The following is a 14,382-nucleotide window of genomic DNA, read 5'->3' on the forward strand; positions in this document are numbered from 1 at the left end:
CCGATGTTCCGGCGCGGTTCGCATGAACCCCGTTCGTACGGCCTTCTCCGCCCGGTCTCGATTCCGTCCTTCGTATTGTTTGCGCGACGCGGCGCTGTCGTTCGTGTTGCGCCGCTCGCATCCGACGACTCTGCAAGCATGTCGCGTGCCTCCATGCAGGGGTTCGCGTCACGTGAAGAGGGGCCGGGTCGCGCGTGTCGATGACAAAAAGATGAATTGGCGCTTACCCGCTAACCGTTGGCGCCGCGGCGCTATCATCGTGGGCGCGCATGCGCGGCATGCTTGGGTTCGCGGCCGTCCGCACGCGTCTATCGATGTCCCCTCATCCCAACCCGAGGCCACCCGACACCATGTCCGCCACATCGTCCGCGCTTTGCTCCGCGACGCTCGAGATCCTTCGTCACGTCAGCACCGCCACGCTGACCACGCAGCTATTCAAGCGCGGTCTTCGCAATACCTTCATGCAGGGCGTCGCACCGCTCGGTCCGCTCCGCTGCGCGAATCTGGTTGGGCCGGCGTTCACGCTGCGCAATATCCCGTCGCGCGAAGACATCGACGTGCTGGAGCTATTCGCGGACCCTGAGTACGCGCAACGCAAATGCGTCGAGACCATTCCGCCGGGCCATGTGCTCGTGCAGGATTGCCGCGGCGAGCGCGGCAGCGCGTCGTTCGGTTCGATTCTGTCGCTGCGTTTGCAGGTGCGCGGCGTGGCCGGCATGGTGTCCGACGGGCCGGTGCGCGACAGCGCGACGATCGCCGCGCTCGACATGCCGGTGTTTTGCGCCGGCGCGAGCGCGCCGCCCAATCTGATCCGCCATCACGCGGTCGACATCAACGTGCCGATCGGCTGTGGCGGCGTCGCGGTGTTTCCGGGCGACGTGATCGTCGGCGATGGGGATGGGGTCGTCGTGATTCCGCTGAAGATGGCCGACGACGTCGCGCAAGCCGCGGCCGAACAGGAACGGCTCGAAGCGTTTCTGACCGAAAGGATTCGTGCCGGCGCCGCGCTACCCGGCACCTATCCGCCGAACGACGAGACGAAGGCGGCGTTCGACGAGTGGAAGAAAAACCGCAAAATCTAGGGGCCTTTTGAAACGGAACGGCGACCGGTGCACACCACACCGGCCGCCGGTTCAAGCGCCCTTGGCGGGCCCGATGCCCTGCACCAGCAACGCCACCGCATGCCGTGCGATCTCCGCGCCGCCGATATTGCGGCGCAACGGATCATTACGCCACAGCTTCGAGGTGGCGAGCGGCAGAATCGTCATGCCGAGCAGCGTGACGAATACGAGCGCGGGTTCGAGCGATGCATTCAGGCGCCCCTCCTTCTGCCAACGCGCGATCGCCAGCAGCGACTCCTTCTGATGCGCGAAGCCGAAACGCTCATGCATGCGCTGGCGCAGCAGACCGCCGTCGCCGATCACTTCGCGAATCCATAGCGACGCGAACCACGGGTTATCGCTCGCGATCTGCACGAGCCGCTCGGTGAACTGCGTGATCGCCGCGACCGGATCGTCGGGATTTTCCCGGAACGGCAGGCCGAGGCTTGCGCGCAACGGCGCGAAACACTCGTCGATCAGCACATCGAGCAGTTGATCGCGTGTCTTGAAGTAGTAGTGCACCATCGCGGGTGTGAAGCCGGCCTCGCGGGCGATCTCACCGAGCGATGTCTCGACGATGCCCTGCCTTGCGAACAACGTTAGCGCAGCGTCGAGCAAGCGCGCACGTTGCTCTGGGCCGCGCGCGGCGCCCGTCGGCCGGCCGGGGCGGCGGGCGGGCGACCCGGTTGGCGCGCCGCTTGTGAGATTCGCGGTTTGCGTATCCGCTTGCGTCGCCTCGAGTTTGGGCTTCGACGCGCCACGCTTTTTCGCGGCAATTCGCGCGGGTGGCCCCGCATCTGTCACGACGTGGTCCGCTGCGGCGTCATCAGACGAGATCCTTGTCATTGCATTGAATTTGACGTGAGAGGCGATGTCGCCTATATTAATCGTTCGGTTAATTAATTTCAACGCGTTGCCACCATGGAACAACCCGCTACGACCCTGTCCGTCGACTCCGCGCCCGACGAACCCCGCCAGGCTTCGGCTGCAGACGCAGCCGCTCATCCGCCGATCCGGCTGCTGTTTCCGGCGCTACTGCTGGTCATGCTGCTCGCCGCGCTGGACCAGACGATCGTGTCGACCGCGCTGCCCACCATCGTCGGCGATCTGGGCGGGCTCAATAACCTGTCGTGGGTCGTGACCGCTTACCTGCTCAGCTCGACGATCGTCGTGCCGCTGTACGGCAAGTTCGGCGACCTGTTCGGCCGCAAGATCGTGCTGCAGACGGCGATCGTCATCTTTCTCGTCGGCTCGGCGCTGTGTGGCATCGCGCAAAACATGAGTCAGCTGATCGTGCTGCGCGCGCTGCAAGGCCTCGGCGGCGGCGGCCTGCTCGTCGTGACGATGGCGGCGATCGCGGACGTGATTCCGCCCGCTGAGCGCGGCCGTTATCAGGGCGTGTTCGGCGGCATCTTCGGTCTCGCCACCGTCATCGGTCCGTTGCTCGGCGGCTTTCTGGTCGAGCATCTGACCTGGCGTTGGATCTTCTACATCAACCTGCCGCTCGGCATCCTGTCGCTGATCGTGATCGGCGCGGTGTTCAAGCCGCACGTGCGCCACGTCAAGCACACGATCGACTACATGGGCGCCGCTTTTCTCGCCGGCGCGCTGACCTGCATCATCCTGTTCACGAGCCAAGGCGGCACGATCCTGCCGTGGACTTCGCCGCAACTGTGGTTCACGCTCGGCATGGGCCTCGTAGCGATCTGGGGCTTCATTCACGAAGAGCGCAGCGCGGTCGAGCCGATCATGCCGCTCGGACTGTTCAAGCAGCGCACGTTTCTGATCAGCAGCCTCGTGAGCTTCATCATCGGCGTATCGCTGTTCGGCTCCGTTACGTTCATTCCGCTCTATCTGCAGGTCGTGAAGGCCTCCACGCCGTCGCAAGCCGGCATGCAGATGCTGCCGATGATGGGCGGGCTGTTCATCCTGTCGATGGTGACGGGCCGTCTGATCAGCAAGATCGGCAAGTATCGGCTGTTCCCGATCATTGGCACGTTCCTCGTCTCCGTGGCGATGCTGCTGCTCGCGCGCCTGCAGATCGATACGCCGATTCATGTGATGTATCTGTACATGGGCCTGCTCGGCTGTGGCCTCGGCATGGTGATGCAGGTGCTGGTCCTCGCGGTCCAGAACACCGTCGAGTTCAAGCATATGGGGGTGGCGACGTCGGGCGTCACGCTGTTTCGCTCGATCGGCGGCTCGATCGGCGTGGCCGGTTTCGGCGCGGTGTTTTCGAACGGACTCGCCGCACGCCTCGAAAAGCTGATCCCGCCCGATACCGAACTTCCGCAGGCCCTGGGTCCCGCCGCGATTCATCAGCTACCCGAAGCATTGCGCAATGACTATCTGCATGCGTTTGCTGGCGCGTTGCATACCGTGTATCTGTCGGCCGCGTGCGTCGTGGTGCTCGCCTTCGCGCTGGCATGGCTGCTGAAGGATCATCCGTTGCGCAGGCACTGAGCGTTCGTCTGCGCCTGAACCGGATGCTGATGAAACACTTACCGGCAAGCATCCAATAGCCGGGCGATCACGAGGCCGCACGCGCAGCGCGTCGGCCTCGTTGTTTTTTTGTCGCGCTCACTAGATGGGGCGCGCCCGTGCATTTGTCGTGAAACAACAGACACATACATTCGTTTTTGAGCGTAACGGCAAAGTTTCTTCATACCTCCGAATGAGCGGTAGCGCACACAATCCAGGGGCCTACCGCGTTGACGTCCCCCGTGAAACATCACATATTGGAAACCGTGGAAACGCAGGCGCGGCCTACGTCTCCGCGACCTCCGGCGCATGTGGATCGTGATTCCGCGGACAAGGCTCCTGCCTCAACACGATCCGGAGCATGCCTTTACGGCATCGTTTTCCAAAGGTGGGTCCACGGCATGTCCACCCAGACAGCAACCGGCCAAAGTTTTCCCACGCCCTGCAAACGCTGCGGCGGCGCACTGTACCGACAAGTCGACGCCTGCCCCTACTGTGGCGCTGCGCATCCGTTCGAGCAAGACGATCCGCACATCCGCACCGGTATTCCAGGCAGCCGCGCGAGCGCTACGCACAAGCCGCTGCCCCGCTTCGACGACGAGCTCGGCACACGGGATGAGCCCGTCATCGCCTCGGCCGCGATGGCGTCCGAATCTCTGTTGCAGAGCGAGCCGATCATGCACACGGCGCTCGTGTCGACCGACACCGCTATCCCACCTTACGAAGATCCGATGTACGCGCCGCGCAACACTGCGCAGACGATCTGGCGCGTGCTATACGTGATCGGCGCGGTCATCGCGATCGGCCTGGCGTATATCGCTTATACGTTATTCAGCGACGGTGGCGAATCGGAAGATAAAGGCGTCGAGCAGATTACTCAGGATGTCCGCACCACGACGACCGGCATGATCGCGCCGCTTGCGTCCGCACCGGTGATGGCTCAGGCACAGACCGCACACGCGCCGGCCGCGGCCAGGCCTGCGCCTCCGCCCGTGAGCGAACTGGCGGCGAAGCCCGCGCCCGTCGTGCCCACGGTTCCCGTCATTCCGGCGACACCGGCTGCGCCGCCTGTCGCGCCGCCGCTCGCTGCGACGCCCGTGCGGCCCGCGACGCCATTCCACGACGCCGCACAGGCGTTGCAGGTCGCGAGGACCGCGATCCGCGCCAACGACCTGTCCGCCGCGCAGGCCGCTCTCGCGGCCGCACAAACGTTGCAACCGGGAAACAGCGATGCGCAGGTTCTGGCCGATCAGATGCGGCCGCTCGTCCAGCGTCGCGATACCGCGCTGCAGGCCGCGCAGGTCTGCGTCGCGCAGCAGTCGTGGCCGTGCGCGCGTCAGCACGCGAACGAGGCACTCGCGATCGACAGCAGCAACGACGCGGCGAAAGTGATCCTCGAGCGCGTGATTCGCGAGACCGGCTGGGCGCCGCTGACTCCGCCGCATGCGGCAACGGACGCCGCACCGGGCGCGCCGCTCGCGCAGGCGCAACTGCAGGTACCGCTGCCCGCCGGCATGCTGGAGCACGGCGCGCTTGCCGCGACGGCAACGAACGCCGGCGTCGTACGAACTGCGACGCCGCGGAGCAACTAGCGCTCAAGCGCGACGCAACCCTCCGTTCAGTGTCGCGGAGACGCGAAAGACTGCGCCGTCGCGCAAAAACATTGCTTCGCATACCAGATCGAATGGTCGCCGTCTGTGCCGATTCCCACATAATCATTCGCCCTCTGAGCGGCAACAGACGGAGGGGCCCTGACAGCAGTTTGAACATGACATGGCAACCGGATCACTGGTGCTTCCACGCGCCACGCGTGAAGCGGGATCAACCTGACCGATAGGTAGAATGACCATGCTGAAGAGACTTCTCGCGGGCTGGCTGGGGCTGGTGGTACTGGTCGTATGTTCGCTGGCCGGCGCGGAACCGGCGCACTACAAGATCGTCACCGGGCCGGAGCGCGGCACCTATATCCAGATCGGCAACGACCTGTCGAAATGGGTGGCCCAGCCGGTCGGCATCGACCTCGAAGTGGTGGCGTCGAAAGGCTCGGCCGAGAACGTGCAGCGCATGCGTTTCGAGCCCGGCGTGAAGCTCGCGCTCGTGCAGTCCGACGTGTACCAGGCGTTCATCGACATGGCCAACACGGGCAATCCCGATGCGGGCACGACGATCCGGCCGTTGCGACTGATCATGCCGCTCTACGACGAGGAAATTAACGTCGTCGTGCGGGCGGATTCGCCGCTGAAAACGCTCGCCGACATCAAGGACAAGACCATCAGCGTCGGCCTGCTGGGCAGCGGCACCGCGCAGTCGGCGACGACGCTCTACCGCCTGATGTTCGGCCAGCCGATTCCCGAGCAGAACGTCGTGCATCTGAGCAACGAGGACGCGCTGGCCGCGCTGATCGTGAAGAAAATCGACGTCGCGATCATCGTGGTCGGGCAACCCGCGAATCTATTCACCAGCATGAAGCCCGACCTGCTGTCACAACTGCGTCTGCTGCCCGCCGATCCCAGCGCGCCGGAGACGAACCGCGCAAAGCAGACCTACTTTCCGACGACGATCCGTCAGAGCAGCTACCCAGGCTGGCTGAAGGAAGACGTGCCGGGCCTCACGGTCAAAGCGTTTCTGGTCACCTACGACTATGGCTTGCGCGACACCGTCAGCAATCTGAATCATTTCGCCGACTCGTTGTGCGCGAACTTCGACAATCTGCAGGAGCACGGCCATCCGAAATGGAAACAGGTGAAGCTCGAATTGCCGACGCTCGTACGCGGATGGAAGTATTACGGTCCGGTTGAGAAGCACCTGCGCGCGTGTCTCGCGAACCGCACCGCGGCGATGAGCGCGGCGGCCGCGCAACCCGCGCCGAAACCGCACACGCCCTGCTCGGAACAGGAGCGGATGCTTCTGCTGTGCAAATAACGCCGTAGCAAGGACCGCGCGCCTGATTCGATTCGGTTCGTTTCAGACGCGCTCGCGCGCCGCGTCGGCCGACACCGCGCACGCATCCATCGCCCGTTGCAACGCCTCGTACACCTTCGGGCGATTGCATTGCGACACGTTGAAACGCAGAAAGCCCGCCGCCGCTTGCGACGCGCTGAACACGTTGCCCGGCGCGAGCACGACGCCCGCCGTCAACGCATGACGGGCGATGTCGGCGGCATCGAGCGCCTCGGGCAAGCGCGCCCACACGAACAGGCCCGCGCGCGGCCGTGTCCAGATCTCGAGGCCCGCATAGCCGAGACGCCTGATGGTCTCTCCCATCGCATCGGCAAGCTTCGCGCGCATCGCCTCGAGATGACGCCGATAGGTACCGTCGACCAGCATCCGATGCACGACGCTCGCCGCTAGCTGGCCGTTGCCGAACGACGTCGCGAGCTTCAGATCGATCAGCGGTTCGACCCATTCGGCTCGCGCGGCGATATAGCCGCAGCGCACCGCCGCCGACAGCGTCTTCGAAAAGCTGCCGATCGACACGACGCGAGAGAGCCCGTCGAACGCGGCGAGTCGCGGCGCAGGTTCGTCTTCGAAGTCCGCGAAGATGTCGTCTTCGACGATCAGCAGATCGTGCTCCCCAGCGAGCTTCAGCAGCCTGTGCGCGACGGCCGGCGCGAGCGTCGCGCCGGTCGGATTGTGGATCGCCGAGTTGGTCACGTAGAGCCGCGGACGCTGCTCGACCAGAATGCGCTCGAACGCTGCGAGATCCGGTCCCTGCGGCGTGTACGGCACGCTCGCAATCCGCACGCGATGCGCGCGCAGCAGCGCCTGAAAATTGAAGTAGCACGGATCGTCAATCAACACCGTGTCGCCGGGTTCGAGCAGGAAGCGGCACACGAGATCGAGCGCATGGGTGCCGCCGTCGGTCAGCAGGATCTGCTCGGGCGGCGCATCGACGCCGTGCGCGGAGAGCCGCCACGCAAGCTGCTGACGCAGCGCCGGCAAGCCGGCCGGGCTCGCGTAGTCGGCGAGCAGTGACTGCGGATCACGGGCGACCGCACGCAGCGCGCGGCGCACGCCGTCTTCCGGCAGCCACGACGCCGGCATCCAGCCGCAGCCTGGCTTCAGCGCTTTCGAGCCGGTCTCCAGCGACTGCCGCGTAAGCCACAGCGGATCGACCTCGCGATCGAGCCGCGGCCCGAGATCGGCGAGCGCGAGCGGCGGCGCATGGCCCGACACGAAGAACCCTGAGCCGCGCCGCGCGACGATCACCCCTTCCGCGACGAGACGGTCGTAGGCTTCCACCACGGTCGATTTCGACACGCCGAGCGTGTCGGTCATCGCGCGAATCGACGGCACGCGCGCGCCCGGCATCAGCGAGCGGCTCGCGATGCGCTCGCGCAGATTGTCCATCACGAGGCCGACGCGCGTGCCCGGCACCGTCTCGTTGCTGTCGCTTCCCGCCATCTGTACTGCTCCATGTTCGGTACAGTTTGTGCGAACTGTACTGATCTGTAGCTTAACGTTTACGGCGGCGGCGCGCATCATGTGACTCTTTGAGCGCAGGGATGTACGCAATGGACAAGACCACCAACGGCTGGCTCAGCGGTTTCGCAGGCGTGCTGATTTTCAGCGGCTCGCTGCCGGCCACGCGGCTTGCCGTGCAGGGACTCGATCCGGTGTTTCTGACCGTGGCGCGCGCGACGATCGCGGGCGTTCTCGGTCTTCTATTGTTGCTGGTGTTCCGTGAGACGCGGCCGCAGCGCCGCGATCTGCTGCCGCTCGTGGTGGTCGCGCTCGGCGTCGTGGTCGGCTTTCCGTTGCTGACCGCGCTGGCGCTGCGGCATGTGAGCGCTGCGCATGCGGTCGTGTTCATCGGTTTGCTGCCGCTCGCCACCGCGATCTTCGGCGTGCTGCGCGGCGGCGAGCGGCCTCAGCCGGCGTTCTGGCTGTTCTCGGCGCTCGGCAGCGCGGCAGCGGCCGCGTTCGCATTGCGGCACGGCATCGACGCGTCGCCGCTCGGCGACGCGCTGATGCTCGCGGCGATCATCGTGTGCGGGCTCGGTTACGCGGAAGGCGCGCGGCTGTCGCGTCACGTGGGCGGCTGGCAGGTGATTTCGTGGGCGCTCGTGCTGTCGCTGCCATTGATGCTGCCGCTCGCCTGGTGGACGCGCCCCGTGTCGTTCGACGGTGTCGGCGCCGCCGCGCTGTGGGGACTCGCGTATGTGTCGCTGTTCAGCATGCTGATCGGCTTCGTGTTCTGGTACCGCGGACTCGCGCTCGGCGGTATCGCGGCGGTCGGTCAACTGCAGTTGCTGCAGCCGTTTTTCGGGCTTCTGCTCGCCGGCGTGCTGCTGCACGAACAGGTCCCGCCGTCGATGATCATCGTCACCGTGATCGTGGTCGCCTGCGTGGCGGGCGCTCGGCATTTTTCGCACGCGGCGCCGGCGCGGCGGGCGGCCTGACGCGGCTCGACCAGCGCACGGCAAACGGTCTTTTTCACGATCGAATCGCGCGAGTCGTGGGTCGATATGTCATCATTTCGCAGATTGGCACAACCAGCGCCTTGCGCCGCGACTGACGATGACGACCGCTTTTGCCCAAACCGTCGAAGCCCGTTTTGCCGAACTCACGCCGACGTCGAAACGCGTCGCCAGCTACATGCTCGCGAACCTCGATCGGCTCGGCCTCGAGACCGCCGACCAGATCGCGCAGCAAGCCGGCACCAGCGGCATTTCGGTCGGCCGCTTTCTGCGCAGCGTCGGCTATCGCAATCTCGACGATCTGAAACGCGAGCTGCGCGGCACGCAGCAGCGGCCCTGGCTGATTACGGACCGGCTCGACGCGTTCCGCCGTGGACCGAGCGACAGCACCCAAACCCGTGAGCCGCATGAACCGTGCGTCGCTGACGGCGCTTCGCCGCGCGACGCGGCGCTCGCCCAATCGCTCGAGCTCGAGATCGGCGCGATCCAACACGTATACGAACTCGCGCGCTCGCCGGCCTTCGCGCGCGTCGCCGAGCGCATCGCGAACGCCGATGCGGTCTATATCCTCGGCATCCAGTCGACGCGCGGTATCAGCAACGCGTTTTACAGCTACCTCGAATACATCCGCCCGCGCGTGTTCTATTCGGATGGCATGTCGGGTTCCTACGTCGATTCGTTGAACTCGGAGTTCAGCACGCCGTATCTGATCGTCACCGACACGCGCGCCTATTCGACGATCGCGCGACGCTATTGCCAGGCGGCCTCGCAACGCGGTCTGCCGTTCGCGCTGGTCACCGATATCTACTGTCCGTGGGCGCGCGATTTCGACGGCGACCTGCTGCAGGTGAAGACCGACGTCGGTCAGTTCTGGGATTCGCTCGCGCCGCTGACGTGCCTGTTCAACCTGCTGATCTCGGCGGTCGTCGAACGGCGCGGGCCGGCTATCGACGAACGCGTGGCGCGCAATCGCGAGTTGCAGAGCGAATTCGACCAATTCGATCTTTGACCCGCTTCAAATCCGCGCCGGCCACAGGCATAGTGAAGGCTTCCACCAAACTGAGCCTGCCACGACCGGATCACGCATGAGTTCAACCCGCCCTCCGCTCGACGCCCCGCTGATCCGCGACGCCACCGAAGCCGACCTCCCCGCGATCCAGGCGATCTATGCGCATCACGTGCTGACCGGTGTCGCGTCGTTCGAAGAAACCCCGCCGTCCGTCGACGAGCTGCGCACGCGGCTCGCAAGCGTGCGCAGCCACGGACTGCCGTATATGGTCGCGGAGATCGACGGCGAGATCGCCGGCTATTGCTATGCGACGCCGTATCGCCCGCGCGCCGCCTATCGCAACACGATCGAAGACTCGATCTACGTGAACGACGCATATCGCGGACGCGGCATCGGACGCTTGCTGCTGCAGGCGCTGATCGATCGTTGCGAGACCGGACCCTGGCGTCAGATGATCGCGGTGATCGCCGATGGCGGCAGCGGCGGGTCGTTGTCGTTGCATACGCAGCTCGGGTTCGAGCTGACCGGCACGTTGAAGGCGGTCGGCTACAAGCACGGCCGCTGGCTCGACACGACACTGATGCAACGCACGCTCGGCCGCGGCGCATCGACCGGGCCCGACGACGTTTCAAACGCGGCAGGCGGCACGCACGGGTAGTCCGCCGCGCGCACGGCGCGGCCTAGCAACCGCGACGCCGAAGGCTAAACCTAACGCGCGCGCGGCAAACGCGCGAACAAGGTCGGATAGTCGATCACGAGGCCATCGCTATCCACGCGCATATTGGCGGTGAACTCGCGAAAAATGCCTTCGTAGCGGTACTCGCCATTCAACTCGATGCACGTGTATGCCTGCTCGGCGCGCGTAACCTGCAAGTCCGGCGTCGAGATGTACGCGACTTCGATCGGTTGACGTTCGCCCTCGGCCAGTTGCAGCCGGCGGATCGGCAACGTATTGGTGTACGGCGTCGCGGCGATATCGATATCGATGCAGCCCTCGATCGCACTCAGCGCGAGGCCGTGCCCGTCGTGCCAATGGCCTTCGCCATCGCCATGCAATTCCAGCTCGCCGCCGCCGACGATCTTCAGGTGCGCATAGCGCGTGCGCCAACGCGCGTCGCAGCGCACCGCGTAATGCAGCCCGTACGCCTTGCCATAGCGCTGCCCGATCACGACGCTTTCCACGGCGAAGCCGTCGTCGCGCGCATCGAATACCAGATGTTCGATGCCGTCGCCCTCTTCCGAGGCCCATCGTAATTCACGCATCGGCGTCTCCTCGCGAAACGGCGCAGTGGGCGCGCCGGCCTTTCATCGTAGCGCGAAAGTGCGCGCGCGAGTCAATCCCGACCCAGGCGCTTACGGCCGGCAAATAGCCAGTATCAACGCGCGAGATGCCTGAGTGCTGGCCGCTCGACTATGCTCGCGGTTTGTCGTGACTCCGAACCCGCCGCCGATGCACGCCGCCGCGACCGATGCCCCGTCTTCCTCGCTCAGCGCCCCGCTGCGCACGCTGCTGCGCAGCCTCGGCCAGATCGTGCTGCAATCGAACGCCGCGACCGGCGCGTGCATGCTCGGCGCGTGGCTTCTCAGCGAGCCGCGTCTCGTGTGCGCCGCGCTGCTCGGCGCGATTGCGGCCAACGTCAGCGCGATGCTCGCCGGTTCGGCCGACGCCGACTTGGTTGCTGGCCTGCCCGGCTTCAACGGCGCGCTCGCGGGCCTCGCCGCGTTCAGCTTCATCGGCGATCCGGCGCGCGCGTCGGCCGTCGCGATTCTTGCGGCGACGGCCACCGCATGGCTGCTGCGACCGTGGTCGCGCTGGTTGCATGTGCGTGGGCTCGGTTATCTGTCGAGTCCGTGCCTGATCGTCACGTGGCTATGGTTGCCGCTGATCGCGAGCCGTTCCTTGTCGGCGGGTCCCGACGCCGCTCATCCGCTCGGCGCGATGCGGTTCGTCAGCGGCGTGCTCGCGGGCGTTGCGCAGACCGGCTTCGCGTCGGGCGCGCCAGCGGGTGTGCTGGTGCTGCTCGGGATTGCCGCCGCCTCGCGCAAACACGCGCTCTATGCGCTGGGCGGCGCGACATTGGCGAGCGCGGCACATCTGTTGCTCGGCGCGAGCGTTGCTTCATTCGACGCCGGCCTGTGGGGGTTCAACGGCGCGCTGACCGCGCTCGCGCTTGCCGACTCGGGCTACCCTGCGATGCTGGGCGGCATCGCGATGTCGGTGCTGTTGCAAGCGGCCGCCCTGCATTGCGGTTGGCTTACGATGACCGCGCCGTTCGTGCTCGCAACGTGGACCATCCAGTCGCTCGGGCGCCGCAGCGCGTAACGCAAGAATGGGGCGTGCGCTGTCGCCAACGGCGCGGCATTGTGCGGTAGCATCCCAAGCCGGTTCCCGCGTCGCGCGGCCTCGCATTCAGCAACCTTCTTGCCTTGGCGATCAATCGCATGGCGCCGCAGTCAGTGCTAAAACACTCACTCCGGCCGACAGGAGACAGATATGTCATTCGCCCACTTACCCGCCGGCCGCATCGCGGAGTCCGGTCCGCTGTCGGAAGCGGAACAGCGAACCCGCATCGATCTGGCCGCCGCCTATCGACTCGCCGCGCTCAACGGCTGGGACGATCTGATCTACACACACATTTCCGCGAGCGTGCCCGGCGAACCGGGTCACTTCCTGATCAATCCGTTCGGCCTCGCGTTCGATGAGGTATGCGCGTCGAATCTCGTGAAGATCGACATCGCGGGCAATGTCGTCGGCGCCAGCCAACATCCGGTGAATGCCACCGGCTTTGCGCTGCACGCGGCCGTGCATGCCGCGCGCGACGACGCGTTCTCTGTGCTGTCGTGTCGACTATAAATAACTCTAAAAACGCGCTGACAGCCTTGCCTGGCTTTCGTTTTCGGCAGTTCGACCGTATTCCGGTGCGCCGCGACGTTCGCGCGGAAATCGCCTGTGGTGGTCGACCGCGTTGAACGTCGGAGGGCCGCGCCATGTGCTACCAGAAACCCGTTGAACTGCTGGAAAATCTGCTCGAAACGGTGCCGCTTGAACCGAACGATCGCGGCCATACCGCGATGGATGACTTTGAGCACTTCTGCGCCTACACGGACTGCTGCGAGGAACTGATGGGCCCGCAGGCGTTCGCGTGGGCGAAACTCGCCTACACCGACGCCAAGACAACCGCATCGTGCTAGCAACCCGGGCCGACGACCACCGCCGCAAGTCGACCCATTGCTGACGCCGGGCTTCGCGCAAGCTCAACGACCGCTTCTAAAGGCAAACGGCCCTTTCACGGGGCGGCACGGTGTCACCGGATGGGCTCCGTCATTTCCTCCTCCACAAAGCGCAAGATGGCTTCCACCAGGGCCTCGCGCGGATACGCATTCTGCGTTACGAAGAGCGCGCCAATTGTCGGATGCGTTCGGGCGATGGGTACAGCCAGCGCCCAGTGGTCGGCATTCACGTAAGCGAGAAGTGTGCTGCCTGGAATGAGCTGGTCATAGAAGATCAGCTGGCTGTCGTTTCGTGGATCGACTCGCGAGAGCTTGTCATAGCTTGATGTCAGGATGGACGAGATGTGTTCGGGTTGCGGAAACGTGACGATGGAGTAATAACGCAGTCCGGGCGGAAGCGGGTTCTGCGCGAGCCAAGCCTTGCGGGTCGCCGGTCTCAGGCTTTGCACCGCGCCCCCATCGCCCGACGTGCAGGTTGCGCCGGGAACATGGCGCAGCAGGTCGGCCTGGTACTGCTCGGCGTCGTCGGCAAGCGGCGATCCGCCCACCGCGCCGGCGGCGCTCACCACGGCCGCAAGGCGGCTGCGGATCTCTGGATAGGCGACCAGCGCTTCAAGGACGTCCGGCGCGCCTTTCGAATAGCCAATCAGCACGATGCGCGGCGGCCCGTCAGGTGCAGGCATCGCCATGAGAGCGTCTCGAATCTGGCGTGCGTTGTTGGTGGAACTCGACAGCGCATCGACGTCGAGCAGCGACGCGTCGAAACCGAACCGGCGCACATGCGAGATCACGGTATTCGGCGAATCCAGCCACGGCCGGAAGCAGTCGTAGCCGACACCGGGCACGACGACCGCGATCAGATGCTGTCGGGATTGCCCCAAGTCGACAGGTCTGCCCGTCGGTGCCGGCTCCTTGCCCACGCGGGTCAGCGCGTCCTCGCAGTGACGGTTATCGGGCACCTCAGCTCCGCGCGCTTCGAGGACCGCACAAAAGATTTCCCGGAAGCGTCCCCGCTCATCCGCTATTCCGGCCTGAGTCGCGGGTGAGAGAATCAGCGGCGGCGTATCGGTCGAGTACGGGATCAACGGCTTCGTCGCGCATGCACCGAGCGCAGCGCATGCAGTCGCCATTGCCAGTGCTG

At 65.4% G+C, this 14,382-nt stretch carries 13 protein-coding genes and 1 pseudogene; 10 read left to right on the plus strand and 4 right to left on the minus strand.

What is annotated here, in order from left to right; all coding sequences use genetic code 11:
- Positions 1 to 350 precede the first annotated feature (350 nt).
- On the plus strand, positions 351 to 1,082 hold the full coding sequence (locus QFZ91_RS32785) for a ribonuclease activity regulator RraA (RefSeq protein WP_429569744.1): 732 nt from the start codon (positions 351 to 353) through the stop codon (positions 1,080 to 1,082).
- A gap of 51 nt (positions 1,083 to 1,133) precedes the next feature.
- On the opposite strand, the gene QFZ91_RS32790 is transcribed toward QFZ91_RS32785, so the two are convergent.
- Positions 1,134 to 1,904 carry a TetR/AcrR family transcriptional regulator gene (locus tag QFZ91_RS32790; protein WP_429569745.1) on the minus strand — a complete coding sequence of 257 codons (771 nt, stop codon included), beginning with the start codon at positions 1,902 to 1,904 and terminating at the stop codon, positions 1,134 to 1,136.
- A 117-nt stretch (positions 1,905 to 2,021) separates the two neighbouring features.
- Between QFZ91_RS32790 and QFZ91_RS32795 the strand changes: the two genes are divergently transcribed.
- The 3 genes from QFZ91_RS32795 to QFZ91_RS32805 all read left to right on the plus strand — a co-directional run bounded on the left by QFZ91_RS32795 (position 2,022) and on the right by QFZ91_RS32805 (position 6,503).
- A complete protein-coding gene (locus QFZ91_RS32795) occupies positions 2,022 to 3,563 on the plus strand; it encodes an MDR family MFS transporter (RefSeq protein WP_429569746.1) in 1,542 nt (513 codons plus the stop codon).
- 419 nt (positions 3,564 to 3,982) lie between these two features.
- The gene (locus QFZ91_RS32800; RefSeq protein ID WP_429569747.1) at positions 3,983 to 5,173 is read left to right on the plus strand and encodes a hypothetical protein; all 1,191 of its coding nucleotides are present in this window, start codon (positions 3,983 to 3,985) and stop codon (positions 5,171 to 5,173) included.
- A 256-nt stretch (positions 5,174 to 5,429) separates the two neighbouring features.
- The gene (locus QFZ91_RS32805) at positions 5,430 to 6,503 is read left to right on the plus strand and encodes a TAXI family TRAP transporter solute-binding subunit (protein WP_429569748.1); all 1,074 of its coding nucleotides are present in this window, start codon (positions 5,430 to 5,432) and stop codon (positions 6,501 to 6,503) included.
- Between the two features lie 42 nt (positions 6,504 to 6,545).
- Here QFZ91_RS32805 and QFZ91_RS32810 read toward each other — a convergent pair whose 3' ends face one another.
- Positions 6,546 to 7,985 carry a PLP-dependent aminotransferase family protein gene (locus QFZ91_RS32810; protein ID WP_429569749.1) on the minus strand — a complete coding sequence of 480 codons (1,440 nt, stop codon included), beginning with the start codon at positions 7,983 to 7,985 and terminating at the stop codon, positions 6,546 to 6,548.
- A 110-nt stretch (positions 7,986 to 8,095) separates the two neighbouring features.
- On the opposite strand from QFZ91_RS32810, the gene QFZ91_RS32815 reads away from it, so the two are divergent.
- The 3 genes from QFZ91_RS32815 to QFZ91_RS32825 all read left to right on the plus strand — a co-directional run bounded on the left by QFZ91_RS32815 (position 8,096) and on the right by QFZ91_RS32825 (position 10,668).
- A complete protein-coding gene (locus QFZ91_RS32815; RefSeq protein WP_429569750.1) occupies positions 8,096 to 8,983 on the plus strand; it encodes a DMT family transporter in 888 nt (295 codons plus the stop codon).
- A gap of 118 nt (positions 8,984 to 9,101) precedes the next feature.
- Positions 9,102 to 10,010 carry a sap1 transcriptional regulator SapR gene (sapR, locus tag QFZ91_RS32820; protein ID WP_176382814.1) on the plus strand — a complete coding sequence of 303 codons (909 nt, stop codon included), beginning with the start codon at positions 9,102 to 9,104 and terminating at the stop codon, positions 10,008 to 10,010.
- Positions 10,011 to 10,086: 76 nt separating this feature from the next.
- Positions 10,087 to 10,668, plus strand: coding sequence for an N-acetyltransferase family protein (locus tag QFZ91_RS32825; RefSeq protein WP_429569751.1), 582 nt, complete (start codon positions 10,087 to 10,089; stop codon positions 10,666 to 10,668).
- A 50-nt stretch (positions 10,669 to 10,718) separates the two neighbouring features.
- On the opposite strand, the gene QFZ91_RS32830 is transcribed toward QFZ91_RS32825, so the two are convergent.
- Positions 10,719 to 11,273, minus strand: coding sequence for a putative glycolipid-binding domain-containing protein (locus QFZ91_RS32830; RefSeq protein ID WP_368591652.1), 555 nt, complete (start codon positions 11,271 to 11,273; stop codon positions 10,719 to 10,721).
- A gap of 187 nt (positions 11,274 to 11,460) precedes the next feature.
- Here QFZ91_RS32830 and QFZ91_RS32835 point away from each other — a divergent pair, with 187 nt between their 5' ends.
- From QFZ91_RS32835 to QFZ91_RS32845, 3 genes and pseudogenes are all read left to right on the plus strand, one after another.
- Positions 11,461 to 12,333 carry an urea transporter gene (locus QFZ91_RS32835; protein WP_429570931.1) on the plus strand — a complete coding sequence of 291 codons (873 nt, stop codon included), beginning with the start codon at positions 11,461 to 11,463 and terminating at the stop codon, positions 12,331 to 12,333.
- A gap of 171 nt (positions 12,334 to 12,504) precedes the next feature.
- Positions 12,505 to 12,849 (plus strand): annotated as a pseudogene (locus tag QFZ91_RS32840) (class II aldolase/adducin family protein); the annotation flags it as partial.
- 149 nt (positions 12,850 to 12,998) lie between these two features.
- Positions 12,999 to 13,202 (plus strand): hypothetical protein, encoded by a 204-nt coding sequence (locus QFZ91_RS32845; RefSeq protein WP_368598602.1) that lies wholly within the window; start codon positions 12,999 to 13,001, stop codon positions 13,200 to 13,202.
- Positions 13,203 to 13,315: 113 nt separating this feature from the next.
- On the opposite strand, the gene QFZ91_RS32850 is transcribed toward QFZ91_RS32845, so the two are convergent.
- Positions 13,316 to 14,371, minus strand: coding sequence for a hypothetical protein (locus tag QFZ91_RS32850; protein ID WP_429570932.1), 1,056 nt, complete (start codon positions 14,369 to 14,371; stop codon positions 13,316 to 13,318).
- Positions 14,372 to 14,382 lie beyond the last annotated feature (11 nt).

It is taken from the genome of Paraburkholderia sp. JPY419 (assembly GCF_050435705.1).
Lineage (GTDB): Bacteria > Pseudomonadota > Gammaproteobacteria > Burkholderiales > Burkholderiaceae > Paraburkholderia > Paraburkholderia youngii.